General features: G+C 52.1%; 17 protein-coding genes. 5 read left to right on the plus strand and 12 right to left on the minus strand.

Features of this window, described 5'->3' with window-relative positions; all coding sequences use genetic code 11:
• Window positions 1-29: 29 nt before the first annotated feature.
• From C7T94_RS14595 to C7T94_RS14645, 11 genes are all read right to left on the minus strand, one after another.
• Window positions 30-3,260, minus strand: a complete 3,231-nt coding sequence (locus C7T94_RS14595; protein ID WP_162618711.1) for a SusC/RagA family TonB-linked outer membrane protein — start codon at window positions 3,258-3,260, stop codon at window positions 30-32.
• A 154-nt stretch (window positions 3,261-3,414) separates the two neighbouring features.
• A complete protein-coding gene (locus tag C7T94_RS14600; RefSeq protein ID WP_107216162.1) occupies window positions 3,415-4,425 on the minus strand; it encodes a FecR family protein in 1,011 nt (336 codons plus the stop codon).
• 64 nt (window positions 4,426-4,489) lie between these two features.
• Window positions 4,490-5,038, minus strand: a complete 549-nt coding sequence (locus C7T94_RS14605; protein WP_107216163.1) for an RNA polymerase sigma factor — start codon at window positions 5,036-5,038, stop codon at window positions 4,490-4,492.
• Window positions 5,039-5,398: 360 nt separating this feature from the next.
• Window positions 5,399-7,759: a family 20 glycosylhydrolase gene (locus tag C7T94_RS14610; RefSeq protein WP_162618712.1), complete on the minus strand. Its 2,361-nt coding sequence runs from the start codon at window positions 7,757-7,759 to the stop codon at window positions 5,399-5,401.
• A 73-nt stretch (window positions 7,760-7,832) separates the two neighbouring features.
• A complete protein-coding gene (locus C7T94_RS14615; RefSeq protein ID WP_107216165.1) occupies window positions 7,833-8,522 on the minus strand; it encodes a DUF3823 domain-containing protein in 690 nt (229 codons plus the stop codon).
• A 21-nt stretch (window positions 8,523-8,543) separates the two neighbouring features.
• A complete protein-coding gene (locus C7T94_RS14620; RefSeq protein ID WP_107216166.1) occupies window positions 8,544-10,319 on the minus strand; it encodes a RagB/SusD family nutrient uptake outer membrane protein in 1,776 nt (591 codons plus the stop codon).
• An 11-nt stretch (window positions 10,320-10,330) separates the two neighbouring features.
• A complete protein-coding gene (locus tag C7T94_RS14625) occupies window positions 10,331-13,699 on the minus strand; it encodes a TonB-dependent receptor (RefSeq protein WP_162618713.1) in 3,369 nt (1,122 codons plus the stop codon).
• 243 nt (window positions 13,700-13,942) lie between these two features.
• Window positions 13,943-15,088 (minus strand): FecR family protein, encoded by a 1,146-nt coding sequence (locus C7T94_RS14630; protein ID WP_107216168.1) that lies wholly within the window; start codon window positions 15,086-15,088, stop codon window positions 13,943-13,945.
• Between the two features lie 74 nt (window positions 15,089-15,162).
• Window positions 15,163-15,744 (minus strand): RNA polymerase sigma factor, encoded by a 582-nt coding sequence (locus tag C7T94_RS14635; RefSeq protein ID WP_107216169.1) that lies wholly within the window; start codon window positions 15,742-15,744, stop codon window positions 15,163-15,165.
• A 749-nt stretch (window positions 15,745-16,493) separates the two neighbouring features.
• Window positions 16,494-17,264 (minus strand): SDR family oxidoreductase, encoded by a 771-nt coding sequence (locus C7T94_RS14640; protein WP_107216170.1) that lies wholly within the window; start codon window positions 17,262-17,264, stop codon window positions 16,494-16,496.
• Between the two features lie 23 nt (window positions 17,265-17,287).
• Entirely contained in the window at window positions 17,288-18,043 is a 756-nt protein-coding gene (locus C7T94_RS14645) for an SDR family NAD(P)-dependent oxidoreductase (protein ID WP_107216171.1), read from the minus strand.
• Between the two features lie 97 nt (window positions 18,044-18,140).
• Between C7T94_RS14645 and C7T94_RS14650 the strand changes: the two genes are divergently transcribed.
• Window positions 18,141-18,497: a winged helix-turn-helix transcriptional regulator gene (locus C7T94_RS14650; RefSeq protein ID WP_107216172.1), complete on the plus strand. Its 357-nt coding sequence runs from the start codon at window positions 18,141-18,143 to the stop codon at window positions 18,495-18,497.
• Window positions 18,498-18,562: 65 nt separating this feature from the next.
• Here the strand turns inward: C7T94_RS14650 and C7T94_RS14655 are convergent, their stop codons facing one another.
• On the minus strand, window positions 18,563-19,471 hold the full coding sequence (locus C7T94_RS14655) for a glycerophosphodiester phosphodiesterase family protein (protein ID WP_107216173.1): 909 nt from the start codon (window positions 19,469-19,471) through the stop codon (window positions 18,563-18,565).
• 225 nt (window positions 19,472-19,696) lie between these two features.
• Between C7T94_RS14655 and C7T94_RS14660 the strand changes: the two genes are divergently transcribed.
• From C7T94_RS14660 to C7T94_RS14675, 4 genes are all read left to right on the plus strand, one after another.
• Window positions 19,697-20,152, plus strand: a complete 456-nt coding sequence (locus C7T94_RS14660) for a MarR family winged helix-turn-helix transcriptional regulator (protein WP_107216174.1) — start codon at window positions 19,697-19,699, stop codon at window positions 20,150-20,152.
• Between the two features lie 9 nt (window positions 20,153-20,161).
• Window positions 20,162-22,768, plus strand: a complete 2,607-nt coding sequence (rph, locus tag C7T94_RS14665; RefSeq protein ID WP_239495028.1) for a rifamycin-inactivating phosphotransferase — start codon at window positions 20,162-20,164, stop codon at window positions 22,766-22,768.
• A gap of 188 nt (window positions 22,769-22,956) precedes the next feature.
• Window positions 22,957-23,685, plus strand: a complete 729-nt coding sequence (locus C7T94_RS14670; RefSeq protein WP_162618714.1) for an FRG domain-containing protein — start codon at window positions 22,957-22,959, stop codon at window positions 23,683-23,685.
• A 129-nt stretch (window positions 23,686-23,814) separates the two neighbouring features.
• Window positions 23,815-24,075 carry a hypothetical protein gene (locus tag C7T94_RS14675; protein ID WP_162618715.1) on the plus strand — a complete coding sequence of 87 codons (261 nt, stop codon included), beginning with the start codon at window positions 23,815-23,817 and terminating at the stop codon, window positions 24,073-24,075.
• Window positions 24,076-24,111 lie beyond the last annotated feature (36 nt).

A 24,111-nucleotide genomic window follows, 5' to 3' on the forward strand; every position in this document is an offset into this window, starting at 1 on the left:
TATAAATCAGGTGTTGCGCACAAGTGCTGCTAAAAACTGATGTTGGCACCAAAGCTGTATTTTTTGATAAAGGGGTAAATTCCGCCGCTGCCTAAATTTTGCGATTCCGCATCCAGGCCTTCGGGTAAATGGTCAAGGGTCAGTATGTTCTCTGCAGAGCAGAAGATGCGTGCCCTGACTGCGTTATTAAACAGTTTGGACGGTAGTGTGTATCCAACGGAAACGTTCTTTAGCCTGATGTAAGCCCCGTTAGACAGGTACCTCGTTTGTACGTTCCTGCTCACCCCGGTATTGCCGGAGGCATTCGAGTAAGACCTTGGGTAGAATGCATCTGTACGGCCCGGAGTCCAATAATCCAGCTGGTTTGCAAAGATACCGCTGAACTGGTCCAGGTATGGAAAATAAACCTGGTTGCTGATCCAGATGTCGCGCTTGCCGACACCGTTGATGGCGAAAGAAAAGTCAAAATTTTTGTAAGCGGCGTTGCCGTTAAGCCCGAACTGCAGCCTGCGGTTGTTGTTGCCAATGACGGTTCTGTCGCCTGGGTCGCCGAGGGTGTTATTGCCGGTAAAGATGGTTCCGTCGCCGTTCAGGTCCACAAACCTGATGTCGCCCGGGTTCTGATTAACACCCCGGTATGGCGCAACCCCGGGCAGCAGTTTACCGCCCTGCAGACCGGCGTTAAGCGAGCCGGGCACAAAGTCGGCGCTGGTGAAAAAACCTTGTGTCACGAAGCCCCAGATATCGCCTATGCGCTGGCCAACAAAATAATTGGCAATGGTTCCGTCTCCGTTGATATTGAGCAGTCCGCTCGGGTTGTTGTAATCTGAAATATAAGCCTGGTTGTCAGATACGTTGAAATTCAGGCCATAGCGAAAATCCCGGACCTTGTCGCTCCAGCCCAGGCTAAACTCCCAGCCTTTTACCTTCAGATCGGCCACGTTCTGCAGTGGTGCGCCGGTTCCCAGCAAAGCAGGCAGCTCGTTGCTTGGTGCCAGCATGCCCAGCGTCTTTCTGATATAAACCTCGAATGCGCCGCTGAGCCGGTTTTTAAAGAAACCAAAATCAAGACCCAGGTTCGAGGTTTGTACACGCTCCCAGGTAAAACTGGCGCTTACCAGCGATGGGGGTGGCACCGTTACCCGCAATACCCCGGTAATCGGATCGATCCAGGTCGAATTGCCCGGTGAAGAAGACGGGATGTAGGGATAATAATTCTGCGACCCGTTGGCATTCAGTACCACCTGGTTCCCTATATCGCCGTAAGAGGCCCGCAGTTTTAAGGCTGAGACCTTTGTGCGGATGCGGTCCATAAATCCCTCTTCAAGAATGTTCCATCCGGCTGAAAAAGAGGGGAAGAAACCGAACCGCCCGTCAGACGGGAAACGTGAAGAGCCATCGTACCTGCCGGTCGCCTCAAACAGGTATTTGCCATCATAATTGTAATTCAGCCTGCCGAAGTATCCCGATACCGCAAACGAGTTGAAATCATCGTTGCCTGTAATGGTACCGGTACTGCCGGAAATAGAAGGAGAACCCTGGCTGATCACGCCGAGCCGGCTTACACCAAACCCGTTCTGTACACTTTTCTCCTGGTTGGTTCCTGCTACGAAATCCAGGTTGTGTTTATCCGCAAGCACCGTACTGTAGTTGGCATAAATATTTACGGCATTATAGTTTGTACCGCTGTTTGCCCGGGTGTACGCCGAGTTTACGCTGATCGGCGAGACGGTAAAGTTCAGGGGGTTGATGTACTGATTAACTGTAGTCTGGCTAATGTCGTTGTTGTTAATCTGATTAAAAGTATACTCTGCCTGAACCTTCAGCCCTTTGGCCAGGGTGTATTCAAGCTTGCCAAATATCCTGAGGTTGTTGTTCCGTGATATATTGAAGGGCTCTTTCTCCAGCACGTTATTGGGCGTAGAATAGGGCAGCACAGATCCGTTCGGCGCTATGCCTGAACCGGTCGGGGCATAAGGTCCAAACGTAATGGCATTGTAGAACAAGCTACCAAAGTCGCGGGGCGTATTCCGCGTCGAATTGTGGTAAAGCACATTCAGGCTGGCTACAAGTTTTGATGTCAGGTTGGTGTTCAGATAGGCGTTAAGGTTGTAACGGGTAAAACCGTCGGCTTTGGTCGCCATGATGCCATCCTGGTTGGTGTATCCTGTCGACACCCGGAAGTTTGATTTTTCAGACCCACCACTGAATGAAAGGTTGTGTAGCTGTTCGAAACCGCCAGGCATAAAAGAGTCGTATAGGTCATTTTGAGCCAGCGGGTATTGAATACCCGATACGGTGGCAATGCCCGATTCGGGAAACTGCGCCGGATTTTGCCGGTACTGCTGCAAAAGCTGCATCCAGGTCTCCACACTTTGGCCCGCCCAATATGTCGTGGTTCCAAAGTCATTCAGCGCGCCCACAAACTCATCGACCGTCGTTTTCTGCGGCAGCGTGCTGGGCTGGGTGCTGGCCAGATTGCCGGAATAGTCGAACTTGATGGGCTGGTTCCGGCCACCCTGTTTGGTGGTGATCAGGATCACACCAAAGGCGGCCCGGGCACCATAAATGGCCGATGAAGAGGCATCTTTCAGCACCGTTACTGAGGCGATGTCTTTCGGATTGATGTCTTCCATATCCATCGCCACGTTGTCTACCAGGACCAGCGGCGCTCCGCCGTTTATGGAGGTAAAACCCCGGATATTCAGACCGCTCCTGGCGCCTGGCTGTCCGCTGCTGGTCGTTACCTGCAGACCAGGAGCGGCGCCCTGCAGAACCTGCGATGTGCTGGTCACCGGCCTGTCGCCCAGGATTTCATCCAGTTTCACAGTCGACACAGCACCCGTAAGGTTCGCTTTTTTCTGGGTTCCGAAGCCAACCACAACAACGTCTGACAGGCCTTTCGCTTCTTCTTTCAGTTTAGCGGTAAGTGAAATGATCTCCCCGGCTTTCAGGTTATAGCCGCTCAGGGTCTGGGTCTCATAGCCAATGTAACTCAGCACAAAGCTGTAAGGGCCGGCAGCCAGCGCCCTGAACTGAAAAACCCCGGCTGTATCGGTCTGTGTGGATACGGCAGTACCGCCATTCAGGTTTTTAGCCAGAACAGACACGCCCGGAATGGGGCTGTTTCTTTCATCAGTCACCAGTCCCTTCACGGTTGCGGTGTTCTGTGCTGCCGCAGTGTGGGCCAGCAGCAAGTGGAAGATAACGAGGGCGCTGGCCTGGAGCAGGCGCCTCATTTTTAGGTAAATTTGGTTCATATAGTTGGTTTGGTTGGTTGCAATGGTTGTACTCATGGCCTGCGACAGCCGCTATTACAACAGGTGCGGCATTTCTGCCAGGTATTGGTGCCCTGACGGCTGTCAAACTATTCGATTCAGCCTGCGGCTGCACGCCTGGCCTGCTGATCAGGCATTACGGCCGCTTCTTCGACAGTTCATAGCCGCCGGCCTCGGTTTTGGTGAGCATGAGGTCGTTCAGTTTGGCTATGTTTGCCAGAATGTGCTGAATGGAATCTGTTTCATCAAAGCTGCCGATGTAATACATATTTGTAAAATCACTGTTGGTGTATTGAATCTGTACGTTGTACCGAAATGCCAGCTCATCAAACACAGCAGAGAGCGGTTCCTTATCAAATACCAGCTTCCGGGAGCCGGCCCCCTCTCTTCGCCGGGTATCGGCTCTGGTTACACGTCCCGAACCGGTCGATTTATGGTAGACCAATTGGTCGCCCGCGACAAGGAAGTACACTTGTGCCCGCTTGCTGCCGGTTTCCGCCGGTCTTACCTTAACCTTGCCTTCATACAACCGGACGGTCACTGCGTCGCGGCCGGGCTCTGAGACAACCTTAAACGTGGTACCGAGGACGATCGTTTCCAGGTGACTGGTCTGCACCGTAAAAGGCCGGGTTTTATCTTTGGTTACGCGAAAAGTCGCTCTTCCCTCCAGCCAAACGTTGCGGTCTCTGTCGAATGCCTGATCATATTCAATCCGTCCTCCAGGTTCCAGCAGGACCACCGAACCATCTGCCAGGGCCACTTCGCGCACGCGCAATCCCGTGTTGTGGATCACGCGGTGTTTGAATGCGGAAGCGGTGGGTTGTTCAAGCTCTTTCGGCGCAGTTGACCGCTGCGTGGGCATCAACATCCAACCAGCCGCTGCAAGCAAAAGAATTGCGGCTGCATATTTCAGATATAACCACCCGCTCCGCCTTTTTTGCTCCCGTGGCCGGATTTCCGACCAGACTTCGGCCCAGAATGCTGCCGGTTGGTCGACGTTTCCGATTTCTTCATCCCATTCTGCTTTGCCAAGATAGTTGTCTGCTGCCGCAGGATCCCCGTTCAGGTAATCGGCAACCCGGTCGGCTTCTGCCGGCGTGCATTTCCTGAGAAAAAATTGGTGAATGAGATCGGGAGTAACAGACATATTCGGACAATGATTATGAGGTTATACGCAGCCGGATACAAAAGTCCTCCGCAACAGAAAATTTTTATTTAAAAAACAGTAAAATCAGGAACAGGGGCAGCGACAGGTCTTCACGAAGTTTTCGCAAGGCCTTGGAGAGGTGGTTATCGACCGATTTTTCAGATATCTCCAGCAACTGGGCAATCTCCTTGTAAGAATACCCTTCAATTTTATGCAGCCGAAACACTTTGCTACGCAGTTCGGGCATGGTTCCCAGAATGACCTCGACCCGGCGGCGTACGTCGAATTCCATCGCCTGGAAATTTTCTTCCTCTTTTCGCTGCAGACCAGCATGGACGGTAAGCGAAATCTCCTCCTGGCGGTTGGCCTTCCGGATATGGTCAATGAGTACCGTTCTGGCGATATAAAATAATTGGTTATCTATAGAAAAGTCCGGATTGATGATGTGCCGGTATTGCCAAAGTCTCAAAAAGGTCGTCTGCAGCAGGTCTTTGGCATCTTCGGCCGAATTGGTCTTGCGTAAAAAATAATAGTAGCCCTTTCTGCGGAATTGCTGATAAACCTGTTCAAAAGCGGCTTCATCTCCGTATTTTATGGCCAACGCTAAATCCAAGACAAATTGATCAAATGGTCAAACAAAGAAGGGTGCAACCAACCGCAAACAGCAGGATCCGTTAATAACATAGCGCGTACATTTAAAACTGGTTTGTCAGGCAACCGTGCATGGGTAGCATCCGGCCATCCTTGTTGCGGCGCCGGTGGTTAGCCCGGCGTAACCCTGGTCGAATATAGCAAAAGCAGCAGACAGTAGCACAGAACCGGGAGCATTGGAAAAATAAAAGCGCCAGTGGCAACCTTGCGCTCCTTTCCGCGAGAGGCGGAGGCGGCAGATATACTGCCGGCAGGGCTGAATTAAAAAGCCGTCCGCCCGCGCAACGCGAACCGGACGGCTCTTTTCTTTAAGGTATGATGTCTATTTTTCGCGGTCAAAAAGTTGCTGAACCTCCCGGCCGGTCAGCACGCGGTTCCAGACCTGCAGCTCGTCCAGTTTCCCGCTGAATCCACCAATGGTCTGGAGGGGGAACACGAGCGTCTCTGATTTGCGCATGCGTGTCTTGTCTTTGTCATTGTACTGTATCCAATTGTCATATAGTGACTGCCTGAGTGCCCCGTTTACGTAGAGTTTTGTTCCTTTGCTGGTACCCGAAACGCTGATCATTGTCCAGGCATTTTCAGGCAGTGTATAATCGAAACTGATGTCATACCCATCGCGTGAGAAACCCAGTTTCCCGGTCTTCAGTTGTTTCAGCTTAATACTGGCATTTGGCGAACTGAAAACTACGGCATTTTCGACATTCTGTGCCGGGTTGATCCAGAACGACACGGTATAATCGTATCCGACTTCAGCTAGTGGCAGCTGCGCAAAACTCCTTGCTCCGGTAAAGCTCAATGCGTTTTTGGTGTGACCGGCTGTCAGCCTCGCGCCATTCAGCAGTACCTTGGCTTCGCTGGCATCAAAACTGAAACGCCGGGTGTAAGGCTGCCCGGGTTTTGCTATGGTCCCCCTGATGTTTACCTGCGGCCCCTCCCCGATCAGCTTTCTCCGTGCATCAAACTGCTCAAACGTCTGCCCGGCGGCCCCCGATGACCACATCTTCTGCGCCAGGGTTTGCAGGGCCGGAAATACGCGGTCATGAACGTCTTTTTCCGAGATGCCGTTCCCGGCGATGTCATTCCATACGGCAAAAGCGCCCCCGATGATGGTCGGATCGCCCTGCGGAAAGACCACGTTGCCAATCCGATAGGGTGTCCACCGGTTGTAGATGTTTTTCAGGTTCAGGTAATCATAATAATACCCTGCAAGCGGCACAATATACAACCAGCCATCGGGCGTGCTGATCTGCTGATAGCCCAGTTTTTTCATGTGAACCGGATTTGCATAACCATTGTACCAGGTATTCATGGTTACCCCGGCCGCTTTTACGGGAGTTTTGCCCTGCGCATGCGTCAGCGCCCCCCATAACCGCGCTTTTTTGCCGAACTGCTCCACGAATCTGATCATTTCGTCTGTGTAGGCGCGAAATACTTCGGCATCCTTTTTTGCATACTCGTCAGTTCCAATGTGTACCTCTTCTCCCTTAAAGACCGGGTTGGGTCCGGAAATGTATTCCTTGAAGATGTTCTTCATGGTGGTCAAAGTAAGCGGGTTGTGCAAATCCAGGTGGTCCATGCCATAAATTTTGCTGGCAATTTCAGGAACGGCCTTGGTGAAAGCCAGGGAATGCGCGGGCGCATCGATTTCTGGTATGATCCGCACAGCATAGCGTGCAGCCAGGTCCTGCAGATCTTTGAATTCCTGCTTGGTATAAGAACCGTCTTTGGCGGTCAGGCCCGGATACATACTGTTTTCCAGCCTGAAAGCCGAATAGGTCTCTTCCCATTTGTCATTGAAGTACTTTTTAAAGCCATTGTCGTTCAAATGAATGTGAAAATCATTCATTTTATAGTAAGACATGAGTTTTACATAGTCTTTCAAAAACTGCAGACGGAAAAACTTGCGCCCAACATCGAGCACAAAACCACGCACCTTAAATTCCGGGTAATCGCGTGCCGTTCCCCGCGGAAGCATGTTGCTCTGGTCAAGCAGCTGCAACAGCGTGCGGGTACCCCAAAACAGCCCCTGGTAATGCGAAGCACTGATCGCAACTTTATCCGTTACCGTAAAATAATAGCCTTCCTGCCCTATCGCGCGATCGGCCTCTGCCGTGGTCAGATAGATATCGCCTTTTGCCGGCGCTCCGGCTACAATCTGCGGGCTCCGGCCAAGCACCGCTGCAAGCTCGTCTTTCAGAATTTTCGCCACGGCCATGGCCACCACGTTGTTCTTTGAACTGACCACAATTCTCGTTTGGGGCCGCAGTTCAAGACTGCCCGGTGCTCCATACCATTCCCGGAGGGCTGGAATCACAAACGGCGCTTCGCTGCTCCCGGCATCAGCATGTTTACCAGGCACGGTTACGGCCCTTGTCAGGTCGTACCGCAGCGTATCAACAGTATTGCTCACCAGTTGGAAGTAAAGATTGACCTTTGTGGCTACCAGCGGCCTGCTGATCCGGCCAGTGCTGTCTACAATGGGCACATGGTCTGAGCCTTTCAGCAGCAGCCGGTAACCGGCAGGCGCCTCAGGCATGTGAATCGTGCGGTCTGTAACAGTGGGTGTGCGGATCTCGGGCACCGATTTAACCAATACGCTGTCTGTTTGCGCATAACCGGTTGTTATGCTCAGCAACAGCGAAACGGTCAGTCCGCATTTTATCCTTTTTATTTTTAGCATGTCGTTTTCTGAAAATAAGCTGCGGCTGCGCCAGGACGCAGACCGCAGCAATGTGGTCCTGATTGAACCTTTTTTAGGGATTGGTGGTAACTTGCAGCATGGGCGAATAATTATAAAAATTGCCCGTGTTGTTGGTCCGGCTGCCCCCGCGCACATAATACAGTGTATTGGGTTTCAGCTGGCTGAGTGTGTATTCATAGGTCGTGGCCACAACCTGGCTATTGGCTACCGCACTGGTGTTTGTCAGTCCGCGGGTGCCCATATAAGTATTGGCGTCTACCGAACTAAAAGGTGCCGCAACCGCCAATACCTGCGCAATTTGCTGGGTACTCTGCGGTGGCTGCGTTACCCTGACCCTGACGGTAATGCTGTTGCTGGTTTTTGTAACCAGCTCGCACGAAACGTTCAGGTAAGGGATAACTTTGATATCCAGGCGGGTATTGCCCGAAATGGCCACCTGCAGGGTATCCTGGTAGATGAACGGCCCGGTCGGTACCACTTTGTAATTCCCGTCGAAGATAAAATCCCGGGTGTATGACCCGTCGGGGTGCAAGGCAGACTGGATGGCCGATGGCTTCGGATAATCAGTCTGGAAAAGCTGCAGGTAGCCGCCGCCTACGTTAGACTGCTGGGGAACCTTATTGCCGGTGGTTGCGTCAATAATAGCGCCCGAGAGCCCGGCATTTGGCGATTCATAGTTATCCTTCTCGCAGGCAGCAAGTGCCAGCAGGACGAAAGACAACGAAGTCAGTATTTTTTTCATGTCAGTATGATCTGGATAGGATTATTGATAACCTGGGTTCTGAATGTAGGGCGGGTTCTGCTGTGGTATGGGCTCCAGGTACAACCGCTCGGGAAACGTTCGGGCCAGTTTTGGTGCCGGCACTTTCTCAAATGTATATTTCATTTGCGACGGATCGACGCCCGATTGCCACATCAGCCACGGGTACAGCGCGTGCAGTTGGGTATTGTTCAGCACGGTCGATGCGGTACGCCACCTGCGCAGGTCCCAGATGCGGTGGTTCTCGAACGCCAGTTCCACCTTGCGCTCATGCCTGATGCGCTCCAGGGTCACCTCGGTCAGCGTCCGGATGCCTGCACGGCTTCTGATCTGATTCAGGGCGTCGAGGGCGGACCCGGCATTGCCCAGTTCCATGTTGGCCTCGGCAAAGTTCAGCAGAATTTCGCCATACCTGAAGATCATCCAAGGTGTGGTGGAGCGGGCATAAGGCACGCGGGTACTCGGGTTCATGAATTTTTTGATGTAGAAACCGGTTTTCGTCGGATCGCCGGTAGTCAGCGGCCCATCCTTGCCCACGATCGGGAACGTTCCGTTTGCCGGATAAACGGCAGACAGGCTTTCCGAGGTCCGTTTCACGCCGTTGTCAATAATGCCGCGCCGAATTTCCAGGATGCTGCCCTGCCAGCTGTCAAAAGGCGTGAGGATGGTGGCAAACATGCGTGGATCCTTGTTTTTGAACAGATCTGCCGGATTGGTGTAGACAATGGGTTGCCCACTTCCATCAACCAGTTTCAGGGTACCCGACGAGCCATCGGTGTATTCAAATTCCTCCACCATCTCGAGCGTCGGATTGGTTACACAACCATAATCGATCTTAAAACTTTGGGGCGCGTTGTAAAAGTCGAAACTGTGCGCTTTATCGGGCGACTGGAAAACTTTGGTAAAAATCGCCTCCGAGTTGCCCTGGGTGAGAAATAACTGCTGGAAATTCGCCACGCGGTCAGCACTACCTTCATACAAACGGTACTTGTTCGATTTGATGATGGCATCGGCAGCCTGCACCGCTTTCAGCCAGTAGTCATTCGCCTTTGAAGCATCAATGCCTACCAGGCCGTTAAGCTGAACAGTACCGTATTTCGCGCTTGAGGCTGCATACAGCATGGCCCGGCTTTTCAGGGCCAGTGCACCGTATTTGTTGACGCGGTAAGTATTGGCAGGGTCGCTGTTGTAATCTTCAGGCAGGTCTGCAGCGGCTGCATCCAGCTCGGCTGCAATAAAGTCATAGATGTCCTGTTCCCGGCTCCGTGGAACAACCAGCGAAGAAATGTCGCTGCCCGACTCATACTGCTGCACCTTTGTGACCAGCGGAACACCGCCGTAACGCTTTACAAGCGAAAAATATTCAAATGCGCGGATAAACCTGGCTTCAGCAAGGAAACGTTTTCTTGCGCCTGCATCAATGTTGGCCGAGGGAATACGTTCAATGAACTCATTGATCCGCCTGATGCGTGAATAATCCCAGCCGCCAAACCAGTTGCCCACCACGGCATTGTTGATCGAGCCCCAGGGATAGGACCGCACCGCTTCGTCTGTGGTGGTTGAGGGGAAACCGCCGTCATCGCTCACCATATAATTAAAGTCTTCGGTAGGCAGGCCGTTATAAAGTGTAACTGTCAGCGCTGATACACCACTGATGCTTCCGTAGGCAATCTCTTCAGACACCAGGTTTTTCGGCTGCCTGTCCAGAAAATCTTTTTTACATGCAGTCAGGAGCGCCAGCGATGCTAAAAAAAAGCTGTATGTTCTTAATTTTTTCATTTCTTAAATTTTTAGAATCCAACGTTCAGGCCGAGCGACCACAGTTTCTGCTGGGGATAAAAATTACCCCTTCCGCTCGGCTGCTCCGGATCGATGAATTTTACTTTGCTTAGTGTAAATACATTTTGTCCGGAGACATAGATGCGGGCGCGCTGCATACCAATTTTCTGAGTCAGCTCTTTTGAAAATGTGTACCCCAGGTCTATGTTTTTGACACGCAAGTAGGTTGCATCCTGCTGCCAGAACGTAGAATACAGCGTGTTGTTCGGCGAACCGGAAATGATGGTTGAAGGGTATTTACCCGGAATCCAGGCACTGTTGGGATCATAGAGGTCCTGTCTGTGCCAGCGGTCAGTAAACATAGCGAGTGTGTTGGCATTGTTGAAGAACGGGTTCTGCAGTTCTTCACTGTAGTAGCGGTTAAAGTTCGACGCGCCCTGCAGCAATACCGATAGGTCGAAACCTTTGTAACCGGCACTGAGGTTCAGGCCAAAAAACATTTCGGGAACCGTACCCCGGCCAATAACCGTCTGGTCGCGGCTGTCGATGACGCCATCGCCGTTGATGTCTTTGTAGCGAATATCGCCCGGCAGCAGCGTTCTGTTGCCCTGCGTGTCCTGAACAGGTGCCGTGTTGATCTCCTGCTGCGACTGAAACTGTCCGATGGCTTCATAACCCCTGGTAATGTTAACCCAGCGGTTGGTCATGTTGCCCTGGTAGTTGCCCAGCGCGCTGGTTTGCGGACTCTGCTCCAGGTAACCGTTCCGTGTTCGGCTATAGGTGAAATTGGGTGCGACGCTGTAACTCCAGCCGCCCACTTTGTTCTTGTGCGTCAGCTCGATTTCAAAACCACGCGTATTGTCGCCGTTCAGGTTTTCCTGTGGCAAACCAGCGCCAAAAGTGTTGGGTAGGCTGAGTACGCGTGTAGCCAGCAGGCCTTCACGTTCACGGTAAAATACATCAACTGAGGCGCCGAGCAATCCTTTCAGCAAGGTAACATCGACCCCAACGTTTGCGGTGTATGAGGTATACCAGGTGAGCAAGGGATTGGTCAATCCGCTCGTGTTCAATCCCGGAATCAGCTGCGTACCAAAAATATAGTTGCCAGATGGGTAGTTGTAGCCCGGAATATACCTGAATGGAATGATGTAATTGGCGCCACCGGCGGCATCGCCGCCGTCATCACCGACCTTGCCATAAGAGGCACGCAGTTTCAGGTCATCGATGGTGCGGCTGTCTTTCAGGAATTTCTCCTGGCCAATACGCCAGCCCAGCGATACATTCGGGAAGAAACCGAACCGCCGGCCGGGAGCCACCTTATAGGTACCGTCATAACGGAAACCCAGTTCAACGAGGTATTTACCGGCATAGTCATAATTGAACTTACCTACATAACCTTCGCGGGAAATCTCTGCAGAACTGCCGTTGTTGCTCTGGTTGTTGGCTACGCCGGCAAAGAGTTCGTCGAGGTTATCGAGAAGAAACTCCCGATAGGCTGACAGATTCGAGGTGTTTGTCGACGTACGCTCAAACAACAGGAGTCCCGACACATTATGCCCCGACTTGAAATTGCGCGCATAATTCAGCGAAAATTGGAAGGCCTGGTCATCCCGGTGTGCATTGTTTACGTTCAGGTTGCTCGGGTCATTGGCAGTATAAGCCACGTCATACGTATTCGCCGCTTTGTTGAAACGGTACAGGTTGTATTTGGCGATGTAACTTTTGTAAGCATCGTCAGAATTCTGGTAAGAATACACAGCTTTGGCCGTTAGCCCGTCTACGCCCGGTATGTCATAGGCCAGCCGCGCAATACCTGAGAAAAACCGGGAATAATCGGCTGTATAGCCTGAAATCTTGTCGTCAGACTGGGCCAGGGTATTCTGCTGCACATTGGAAGGTGCCAGATACTGCTCGTTGTCGTTGGCATAAATCGGGAACGTCGGACTGGCACGCTTCAACGTGGCCATAATCAGCGAAGAAGATACACCGGGTGTACGAAGGTCTTCCAGGCGGCCGCTCAGGTTCAGCTCGGCTGTGAGTCGCTTGTTGATCTTTGCGCTGATGTTGCTGCGAAAATTGTACCGTTTAAAGTTGGTCGAGTTGCTCTTCCAGATGGCATCCTGGTTCAGGTAACCCAGGCTGAAAAAGTACCGGACCGCTTCTGTACCACCGTCTACATTCAGGTTGTGCTGAAACTGCGGCGCATTCCTTCTGATGGTCGAGTTGAACCAGTCTGCAGAAGGCAATGTTCCATTCCGGTATTGCTCTACCTGTTCGCGGGTAAATGGCAGCGACAGCGGTGCAGCGGGGTTGTTCTGCTTTACCCAGGCATTCACCGCACCCTCATTGCTTAGCTCAGCAAAAACGGCGGCGTTGGCCAGTTCGGGATATTCGGTTGCATTGTTTTGCAGGCCATAATACGTTGTGTAATTGATAGAAGGTTTGCCCAGCTTTCCGCGTTTTGTGGTAACCAGGATTACACCGTTGGCCGCCCGAACACCATATACCGCCGCAGAGGCATCTTTCAGAATGGAGAAGCTCTCAATCTCATTGGCATCAATCTGAGTAAAATCTGAGGGAACACCGTCAACGATGACCAGTGCTGCGCCAAAACCGCGAATATCAATAGAACTGCCATCAGCACCCGGCTCACCGCTGTTCTGAACTGCCCGCAGACCGGGTAGCCGCCCCACAAGCGAGTTCGATAGGTTAGCCACAGGTGCCTTAACGAGTTCCTCGCCTTTTACCTGGGCTACCGAGCCGGTTATATTGACCCTTTTCTGGGTTCCATAACCCACCACGACCACATCGTTCAGGTTTGAATTGGATGGCGTAAGCTGCAGCGTACCCAAGTTTGCCCGGGCAGGCACTTCGCGGGTGTTGTAGCCCAGAAAACTGATGGCCAGTGTGGCATTGTCTGCTACGTTCCGCAAAACAAACGCCCCCTCGGCGTCAGTGCCGACACTTTGAGCAGTTCCCTTTACCGAAACGTTGGCGCCAGACAGCGGTTTCCCGTTTTCGTCGGTTACCTTACCCCTCACTTCTGTATTTTGCACAGCCGTCAGGTCAGCCCCCTCTTCAGCTTTAGGTTGTTCGCTGATCAGGATGGTTTTCTCCAGAATTTTGTAGGTCAGCTTCTGGTTGGCAAAGCAAAGGTCCAGCGCCTCACGCAACGGAATTTCTTTTTGCTGGATGGTTACGCGGCTGGCATTTTTAACAGCCTGGTCCTGGTACAAAACCAGGTATCCGCTTTGGCGCCTGATTGACTCGAGCACTTTTGTCAGACTGGCATTGCGCTCGTTCAGCGTAACACGCTGACTGAATACTTTGGCACTCACCTGCGTGAGGCCGGCAATTAATAGAACTAAGGTTAGTTTCATGACCATAAATAGCCTGGGGGGTGGCCACGCCGGACGCATGACCATCTTCAATGAGATAAATTTCATTACTTTTGTTTGTTTAGGTTGGTGGATAACAAGTCCTTAGAAAATTCTCTTCTCGGTTGATTTTCGAGGGACTACTGACTTGAACATAAGTCCGGGAGCGTTGGTCCGCTTCCGGCTTTTTTCTTGTATCTATATCTTCATAGGCAACAGTGGTTTGGTTAGGTTTATAAAGAGCGGTTAGTTAGTTACTTCTATTTTCCTGCCGTCAACTTTAAACCGGAGACCGGTTACAGACAGCATTTCCAGCAGCCGCGAAAGTTTCAGATTGCGCGGCAGGTCCCCGGTAAAGGTCACTTCCGAAACATCTTTGCGGTAGGTAATCTCTACCTTATACCAGCGGGCAAGCTGCTGCATGACTTCTTCAATGCTCGTATGGTCAAAGTGAAAGACACCGTTCTTCCAGGCCAGCACGCCGATTACGTCGGCCTGTCTGCGCTCCAGGCGGGCATCTTTCGACCGGGAAACAGCCTGCTGTCCCGGTACCAGCATGACCTTGCGTGTATCTTTCGATACCCGAACCAGGCCCTCAACCAGGGTGGTTTCCACTTCCTGCTCGTCCGGGTAGGCTTTCACGTTAAAATCCGTGCCCAGGTCTTCGATGTCAATCCCGTTGGCGCGCACGTGGAACGGCCGGCTTTCATCATGCACCACCTGGAAAAAAACTTGTCCGGTCATCGAAACTGTCCGTCTGCCGGCAAATGATAACGGAAAAGAAACAGATGATGCCGCATCCAGGTGGACCTTTGTTCCGTCCGGCAACTCAACAACCGGCCATTGGCCACCCGCGGGGGTTTTGATGGTGTACCAGATGTCGCGGTCTGCCGCCCGAACGGACGGGTGTATCTTATAGCTGATGACTCCTTTGCCCTTCACCCGAACCGTCATGTGCCCAAATTGTGCAACGGTTCCTTCGGTCAGGTTGGAAATGTTCACCTCACGTCCATCGGGCAGCACCAGGAATGCCTTGTTGGCCGCTGGTAAGATATCGGGGGCGGTACGAACGGCCGTCAGCTTTGGTTTTGGCGATTTATGGCCCAGGAACTGGTAGCCGGCAAACACGGCGATCAGAACCGATGCCGCTGCAGCAAACTTCAGCCAAAGTTTCCTGCCGGCCCGATGCGATTCAGCGTGCAGCGGTTGAGGCTGCTCAAGGCCGTTCCAAATTTTCTGGCGGTAGAACGCAAGCTCTGCCGCGTCAAGAGGCGGCATATCACTGTGCTCGGCAGCATGTGTATACCAGCTTTCAACCAGTTCGCGTTCTTCCTGGCTGCAGGTCCCGCTGGTATAGCTGGTCAATAGGGTCTCGAATTCGCTTGGGGTCATTTGCTGCTTGCTTGGTCAGGTAAAGACGACCAGACCGGCCGCCGGTATGAGATTGAAATCAAAAAAATTGCAGTTTATAAGGGAAGGAAACAGAGCAACAATAAATAACTGGAGCCCAGGCGAGCCCTCAGAATGCGTAAAGCGTTGCTGATCTGACTTTTAACCGTATGCTCACTGATACTGAGCTGACTGGCGATATGGCTGTAGGAGAGATTCTCACGCCTGCTGAGCAAAAAAACCTGACGCATTTTTTCGGGCAGTGCATTGACCTCCCGTTCAATTACCGCCGCAAGCTCTTTTTCCCGAAGCAGATCGCAGGACGTAACATGCTGTTCCAACATGAAGGCATCGATCGAATCCAGGTAAGTTTGAGAGATTTTCCGGTGCTTCATGTGGTCAAGCACCTTATTGCGCACGGCCCGGTAGAGGTAGGCAGACAGAGAGGTCCGGAGGTCGATGGTTTCAGATTTGGTCCAGAGGGTGGCAAACAGTTCCTGCACCACATCTGCCGCTTCGTCAGCATCCCGCAGTAAATTCCGTGCATGCAAAAACAATACGGCCCAGTAACGGTCGTAAATCAATTTAAACGCCGCGTGATCGCCCTCTTTCAACAAGGCAATCAGCGCTGAATCTGTAAATGACTTTTCTTCTGGCATATTCTGCGGAAAGACCTGGCCGTAATCTTCACAAAAACAGGCAAATAGCTATTTACAGACTACATAGCACTGTCTTTTTCATATCCCTATTAATCATTACCCAACCGGTATGAAAAATAAATCTATAAAAAAAATGCAGGTCAAATCCACGCAAACGTTTGCGCGATTGTAAACAAATTGGATATAAAATTAAGATGTTACCGGCGGGTTCCCCGAAAGGTACCGGCAAAGTTTACTGTTCCCGATCATGATTTCAGCCTTAAGCAAAAAAGCGACAAAAATACCGGTACACCGCGTCTTCCTTTTCAGCGTCTGCAGGACACCCGCCATACCGTTAGAAAGATCCAGGTGTCCCGCAAGCCACTGCTAATGTCTGGAAGAGTTTAGCTGGCCTCTTCCCGCAGCTATTTTTCCCTTCTTTCCAGTTCCCGGGCACTCGGCCCGGTTGATGCAAATGAGCCTGGCGCTACCGGACCACGGGGAATGTAGGTAAGCATAAGGACTCCTTTTCCTGAAATGGAGGAGTTGGTCGTGAAGATAATATATCATACCTCTTTGTTGTTTCTTTAAGTAACAGGCATTCCAGACAGCAAAGGCTGGTTGACGCGACTATTGTCCATGCAACCTGCGAGTGGCAAAACCGGTGCGAAGCCACCAGTCAGCCGGCCTGGACAACGAGCCGTCAGCCGTCCCATTGGGCTGGATGAGGGGAATATCCAATAAACATGGTAAAAGGCAGGTCAGGCCAACTACCGCATCAGGCTGATGTTGGTCATCCCGCCATCGGCGAGAATTTCGGTACCGAGAATAAAAGCCGAATCGTCTGAGGCCAGAAATACCGCAGCGTTTCCAATATCTGAGGGAAGGCCCTGCCGACCGGCCGGCGTTATATTGATCCAGACTTTCTTTACATCCGCCACATGTTCGGCCGGAACCAGCTTGTCAAAGACCGGCGTATCGATAGACCCCGGAGAAAGTGTGTTTACCCGGATTTTTCGGGCCAGGAGATCAAGCGACAGTGCCTTTGCCAGGAAAACAACTGCTGCCTTGGCTGCCCCGTATATGGCCATTCCGGGTACGGCACGGTGAGCGGCACTTGAGCCGATCAAAATGACCGATGCGCCGTCATTTAAGTAAGGCAGCGCCTGTTGAACCGAAAAATATACGCTCTTCAGGTTCAGATCCATGTACTGGTCAAATCCAGCTTCGGTCATATCGTCAATGGCAGCCATCGGCACGCCGTCTACAACGCCACCGGCGTTAACCACCAGGATGTCTATTTTTCCAAACCGTTCTGTTGTCTGGCGGAAAAGTCTTTCCAGCTCACTGATGCGGGTTACGTCAGTTTTGATGCCGATAAAATTTTCCCCGAGCGCCTGCCTGGCGCTATCCAAAGTTAACTGGTTCCGGCCCGTGATGCTTCCTGCCGCGCCGGCGTCGCGGAATGCCTCAGCGATGCCGTAACCTATGCCGCTGTTGCCGCCGGTCACAACGGCGACTTTGTCCTGCAATTTCTTCATACACAATAATCAGTTGGTTAAAACTAAAGCCCATAAATACCACCAGATACCGACAGTTTCTCGCCGGTAATCCAGCCTGCATCGTCCGAAGCCAGAAAAACGGCAACTTTGGCAATATCATCGGGCTGACCGGTACGGCCTAACGGTGTACTGGCCACCAGTTTGGCTTCGAATGCGCTGCCGATAAAGCCGGCACTGTGCGAACCTTCTGTCTCTACCACGCCCGGCAAAATCGAGTTGATTCTGATGTTTCGACCGCTGAATTCCTTGGAAAGTGCGATGGTAATGGCATCCAGTGCGGCTTTGCTCGCTGAATACACGGAACCGGTGGGCAGCGGCGTATTGCTTGCACCCGAGCTGATGTTGATAATGTTTCCGCCTGTTGGTCCGAATCGTTTTGTTGCCTCCCTGATGGCCAGCAAAGCACCCATCACATTCACATCAAAATGCTTTTGGATAGACTGCGGGCTAACCAGCTCGATGGCTTCATATGTGTAGATCCCTGCATTGTTGACCAGGATATCGAGTTTCCCGAAAGCTTGTGTGGTTTGTTCGAATAAACGGATTACATCAGCCTCCACAGCCACATCGGCCTGCACGGCCAGCGCCGTTCCGCCGAGATCGTCGATCTGCTGCACCACTTTTTTGGCACCTGCTTCATCTGAAGCATAGTTTACAACAACGGCCGCGCCCTGTGCGGCGAAATGCAGCGCTATCGATGCCCCGATGCCTTTTGATGCCCCGGTTACTATGGCTACCTTATTTTTAAGTTTGTCCATCGTGTCTGAATTTGATGAACAAAAGTAAGCTGCCAAAATATATTTTAGTAACTTTGTATACAAAAGTAACAGTAACCAAGAGGTAACCAGGTAACATATGACATGCAATCCCGAGTTTCAGACCGACCGCAAAAAAGAAATGATGGCGGTGCACGATGCCATGGACGTGTTGAACGGAAAATGGAAGATATACATCATCTCATCCATCTGTCATTACAACAAAAGAAGGTTTTCAGATATCCTGAATGATGTGATCGGCATCTCCAACAAGATGCTGAGCAAGGAATTAAAGGAACTTGAAGTCAATAAATTAATAAAGCGCACGGTCTTAGATACCCACCCGGTTACCGTTCAATACGAACTGACCAAACACGGTAAAACGCTCCAGACCATTATCAACGACCTGACCGATTGGGGCATCAGGCACCGGAGGGAAATAACCGGCAAAGAATAAGCTGAGCGGTTCATGACGCGGCCACCATCATTCGGGCACGATACACTGCCAGCCGGCTTAGCCCGTTACCGATGCAGGCCCCTTTTCTTCAGGTAGGCAATCAGCTCGCGCGGCCGGTCGGTCTGGATCACATTCGCCCCTTTGGCCAGGATCCAGCCCCAGCCCTCTTCCGGCTTCTTCTCTTCAACAGAAAGATCGTCGTCATGACCTGCATTCAGGCTGGCCCAAAGTGAATTGACCCAAACCCGGGCTCCCGCTGATTTGATGCTGGCAAAGTCCTGCAAAATGGCCGAAGTGTCTGTTTTGAAAACGAACTCGAAAGCTACGGCGCGCTTCGCCCGCTGAAAACCCGCAATGACCGCACGCGCATCGCGCCTGTCCAGGTTCACAATCGGCATGTAGATGACGCTATTCAATACTTTTTCATTGTCGCGCAGCACCTGCGCATAAGGGACGTTGCCCTTAATCACAACCTGGTTCAGCGTTCCTGTTTTGAGCATCAATTCGTAACAGTGGGCAAAATGGTTGTAACCCTTATCTATATTGACGAGAATGCGGTCTTTGGTGCACAGCAAAGCTTCTTCAAGTGTAGGAATGCGATGCCTGGTGGCCACTCCTGCACCATTTCTCAGAAATAATTTTTTAATCTCTTCGAGCGTATAGTCGCCCGCCCCTCCCTTTCCGGTTGTTGTGCGGTCCAGTGTCTGGTCATGCAGCAGGATCAATTGGCCGTCTTTTGTCTTCTGCACATCAATTTCCACGACATCAACACCCATCGCAATGACATTCTCAATGGCCTGAATGGAGTTTTCAGGGGCATTTCTCCAGTCGCCGCGGTGTGCAACCACGATGACCTGTTTTCCATGCGGGTTGCGCAATTCGCGGACAATCGCATCGGTTCTGACGCCCCGGTTGTCAGACTGGGCATTCGCAAAGATCGGAAGCAGAAAAACAATGAAGAAAAAGCGTTTCATTTTGGTCGGTCTCTTTCGCCGCCAGCCGCTACATGCAGCCTGGCAGGGCCGCTAAAGATAATTATTTTTTCTGCCGAAGCATGGCCGGCCGGTGCGGATGGCCTGCACCCGGGCTTCGAGTTGCGATAGCTGACCGGGCCTGACAAATAGTAAACACATAGGACTTGGCCAATTCAATAAAAACATTTATCTTTGTGACTAAGATATTTAGAAGACAAGATAAATATGAATGCGCAGCAAGTCAAAGAGATTAGAAAACTGAGTCAGTTGTATGCGTATCGCTCCCTGCAAATGCATGAAGCAACTGCTCGGCGCGCCGGATTGCCTGGAACCGACCACAAGTACCTTGGATTTATTTTAGAAAAGGGCCAGATGACCGCGGGCGAATTGGCCAGGCTGACCGGATTGAGCACCGGGGCGATTACCGGTTTGGTTGACCGCTTCGAAAAACAAGGTTTTGTAAGCAGGCAGGCGGCCGAGAATGACCGCCGGAAAGTGATTATTGTGGCACATGCCGAAAAGATCATGGAAGTCTTTGAACCACTCTACCGTGATTTCAGGGCAAACCTGGAAACACTGGCGTCCACATTTTCAGCCGAGGAGGCAAAAACAATAGAAAAATTTCTCTCCGCATCGGTCGATATCATGACTGAAGCGATGAACAAACTTAACAACTCATAATTCCGTACCATGAACCACATCCCCGCCAACCTGGTTGGCTTCCATCAACTGAATCGCTTTTCGACTGCACTGGCAGGCGGAAAGGCGGCAAATCTCGGCGAGCTCTGCAAAATCAAAGACCTGGAGGTGCCGCCCGGCTTCTGCATCACCACGAAGGCCTATCAGGACTGCGTCGGCCGATCGGCTGCTGTGCAGGCGCTGGTTGGTGAACTCAGGCAGGCAGATCCAGACAACCGGTCTGAAGTTGCGGCCATTGCCAAAGCTTTGCGTTCTGCCATAGAAGAAGTTTCCCTCTCCCAAGAAGTGGAAGAAGAGCTCGCGGCCTTTGTACAGCGCTACCCGGCCCGGGCTTACGCCGTGCGTTCGAGCGCGACTGCAGAGGATCTCCCCTCCGCCTCCTTTGCCGGGCAACAGGAATCTTACCTGAATATTTCGGGCCTGGAAAAACTTAAGCAATACATCTGCAAATGCTGGGCATCGCTGTTCACAGACCGTGCCATCAGTTACCGGGCGCAAAACGGGATTGACCATGCGCAGGTCATGCTGGCTGTCGTGATCCAGGAAATGGTGCTCCCGGAGGCCGCAGGAATCATGTTTACCGCCGACCCGATGACCGGCAACCGGAAAATTACCTCGATCGATGCCGGGTTTGGCCTGGGCGAAGCGCTGGTATCTGGTGTGGTCAGTGCCGATAATTTCCGGGTAACCGGGGATGAGATCATTGAACACCACATTTCGGACAAGAAATTAGCCATTTTCGCCAAAGACACGGGCGGCATCCAGCTGCAGAAACTTGGGGTACAACAGTCGCTTTCAGCGGCACTGACCGATCCGCAGGTGCTGGAACTGGCTGCCCTTGGGCAGCGCATTCAGGCGCATTTTGGCAGCCCGCAGGACATCGAGTGGTGTCTGTCGAAAGGTACTTTCTACATTGTGCAAAGCCGCCCCATCACTACACTTTTCCCCATTCCGGAAACCGATGACACCGAAAACCATGTTTATGTCTCGGTTGGCCACCAGCAGATGATGACGGACGCCATGAAACCACTGGGTCTCTCCTTTTTTATGCTGATGTCTGGCGGACATATGCGCCAGGCCGGCAACCGGCTGTTTGTAGATGTAAGCCGCCAGTTGGCCTCGCCTGCGGCGCGGGATGTACTCATCAATGCCCTTGGCCAGTCCGACCCCCTGCTGCGCGATGCGCTGCAGCATCTGGTATCACGCAACTACATTGCCCTGGTACCGGATGAGGCCGACAAAATTCCCCGCGTGCTTTCCTCGGCCGGTACGCGCAAAATGTTCAACGATGAGGACACCACGCTGATCAAACAGGTTGTCAAAGAACGGGAAGCTGAAATTGCCACCCTAAACCGCGAGATCGCCGAAAAGAGCGGCGCAGCAGTATTTGAATCGATTCGGCAGGATATGGCCCGTTTAAAAACGTTCCTCTTCGATGCCGGCAAACTGGGCATCATCATGTCGGCCATTGATGCGGCGGTCTGGCTCAACAAACATATCCAGGAATGGCTGGGCGAAAAAAACGTTGCAGACACCCTCTCGTTGTCTGTTTCGGGCAACATCACCTCAGAGATGGGCCTGGAATTGATGGAGGTTGCCGATGTTATCAGGCCGTGGCCGGAGGTCGTCGCTTATCTTCAGCAGACCAACGACCCGCACTTTTTAGATCAGCTGGGCGGATATCCCGGCGGAGCAGCGGCCGTTGCCGCCATCCGCGCTTTTCTAGAAAAGTTTGGCATGCGCTGCAGCGGCGAAATTGACATCACCCGTACCCGGTGGTCTGAAAATCCGCTCACACTGGTGCCGCTGCTGCTCAGCAACATCAGGAATTTCGAAGCCGGTGCCGGAAAGCAAAAGTTCGAGCAAAACCGGCAGCTGGCACTGAACAAGGAAAAAGAAATATTGAGCAGGCTGGAGCAACTGCCGGAGGGCGCTGAAAAGGCTGCCGAAACGCGGCAGATGATCAGTTTGGTCCGCAACTTCAGCGGGTACCGCGAATACCCCAAATACTGGTGGGTCAATCATTTTTTTGCTTATAAACAGGCACTGCTCAAAGAGGCACACAACCTGGCCGCTATGGGGCTGGTCAACGCAGCAGATGATGTGTTTTTCCTCCGTTTTGATGAATTTGAAACTGCTGTACAAACCGGGGCGGTCGACCAGCAACTGATCGAGACACGCAAGGCGAGTTACACGCTGCACCAAAAACTCAGTCCGCCGCGCGTCATGACTTCCGACGGGGAGATCATCACTGGTGCCTACAAACGCGAAGACCTCCCTGAAAACGCCTTGCCGGGACTGGCGGTTTCGGCCGGGACGGTTGAAGGACGGGCGCGCGTCATCTTCAGCATGGAAGAGGCGGCTATCGAAGTCGGCGATATCCTGGTAACACCTTATACTGACCCCAGCTGGACACCCCTGTTTGTAGCTGTCAAGGGCCTGGTTACCGAGGTTGGCGGATTGATGACCCACGGCGCGGTCGTGGCCCGGGAGTATGGGCTTCCGGCAGTAGTTGGGGTACAGCAGGCCACTAAATTAATCCGCGACGGACAACGGATCCGGCTTAACGGCACCGACGGCTACATAGAACTGCTTTAATTTCAGCATACGGTTTTGCGGCCGGCTAACAGCATTTGTTTTTTTATCCCTGGCGCATAGCGTCCCTAAAGCTGCCTGAGTCAGGCAGCTTTTTTTGTTCATCGGGTGGCCGCCGGTTAAACACTCTTCGGTTTGGCGGTGTTAGCCTTGGTGATACCAGCAACGCAGCGCCCGCACCGGAAGACGATATGGAAACCATCGAAGTAGACAACATTGAAGACTTTCTCAGACTGATCAAAGCCCGCAAAGCGGAAAGTACGGCAGCCGGCAACTGTGAAGATTTTTTGTTTCGTGGCCAGGTCATGGACTCGCCGTTGCTTCCGAAAATCTGCCGGCTGCGTGCTAAAGGCGACATTTTGGAAACCGAGCGCAAATTACTCAGCGAGTTTAAACGGACCAATCCGCTGCTGATCGAACAGCTGCGGCCAATGGACGATTGGGATTACCTGACCCTGGGGCAACATTTCGGACTGCCCACCCGCTTGCTTGACTGGACCAACAACGCCCTCACAGCGCTCTGGTTTGCAACCAGCAATATCGACACCTACATTCCTGTTGCCGGCGACCATGCAATTGTCTGGCTCCTGATGGCTGAAAGGGAGGATTTTAACCTTGATCTGGAAACTACCCATCCGTTTGATGTAGCGCAAACGAAACTGATCCGGCCCCGCATCATCAAACAGCGCATCAACAACCAGTCTGGCGTTTTCAGCGTTCTTTCAACCAGCGATCTGGAAGAAAAACGTTTCATGAACGAAAGCGACAGCTATAACCGGAAACTTGTTAAAATCAAAATCCCCGAAGCAAGTTTCGCCGACATCAGGAACGACCTGAATACGGTTGGCGTAAATGCTTTCACGATTTTTCCTGAATTAGAGGGGCTGTGCTCCTATTTGCAATGGCGGTATTTTGACTAAGGCTGTCAATTGGCCTGTCTTCCCCGCTTCTGCGTAGTTTTTGCATGGTTTTACCTAATTACCGGAAAAACCCGAAAGGCCCTGCTTTGTTAGGATATCAGACCGATGTGGTCGCAAAACAACAAGCCTATGGAAACCAATCGAGGATTTGAATACGGGGAAAGTGCTACCCCTGAAGAAAACAAACATGGAAACGCAGCCCGGGTGCCCGGCGATTCAGAGGAAGTTGAAAAGGGCGTTGGTTACGGCGCTCCGGGAGAAGGTTCAGGAGTAAGTGTACCGGCCGATGAGGGCATTCCTGCCGAAGAGGCGATTGATTCGCTGGATGGCGATACGGAAAGTTCCGACAAGCCCGAAACCGATCCCGATAGCAGGGAATCGGCCATTTAAGCTGGTGGCATGGCAGACCGCGATCTGGCCATGCCA

Source organism: Pedobacter yulinensis, from assembly GCF_003029735.1.
Taxonomy (GTDB): Bacteria; Bacteroidota; Bacteroidia; order Sphingobacteriales; family Sphingobacteriaceae; genus Pedobacter; species Pedobacter yulinensis.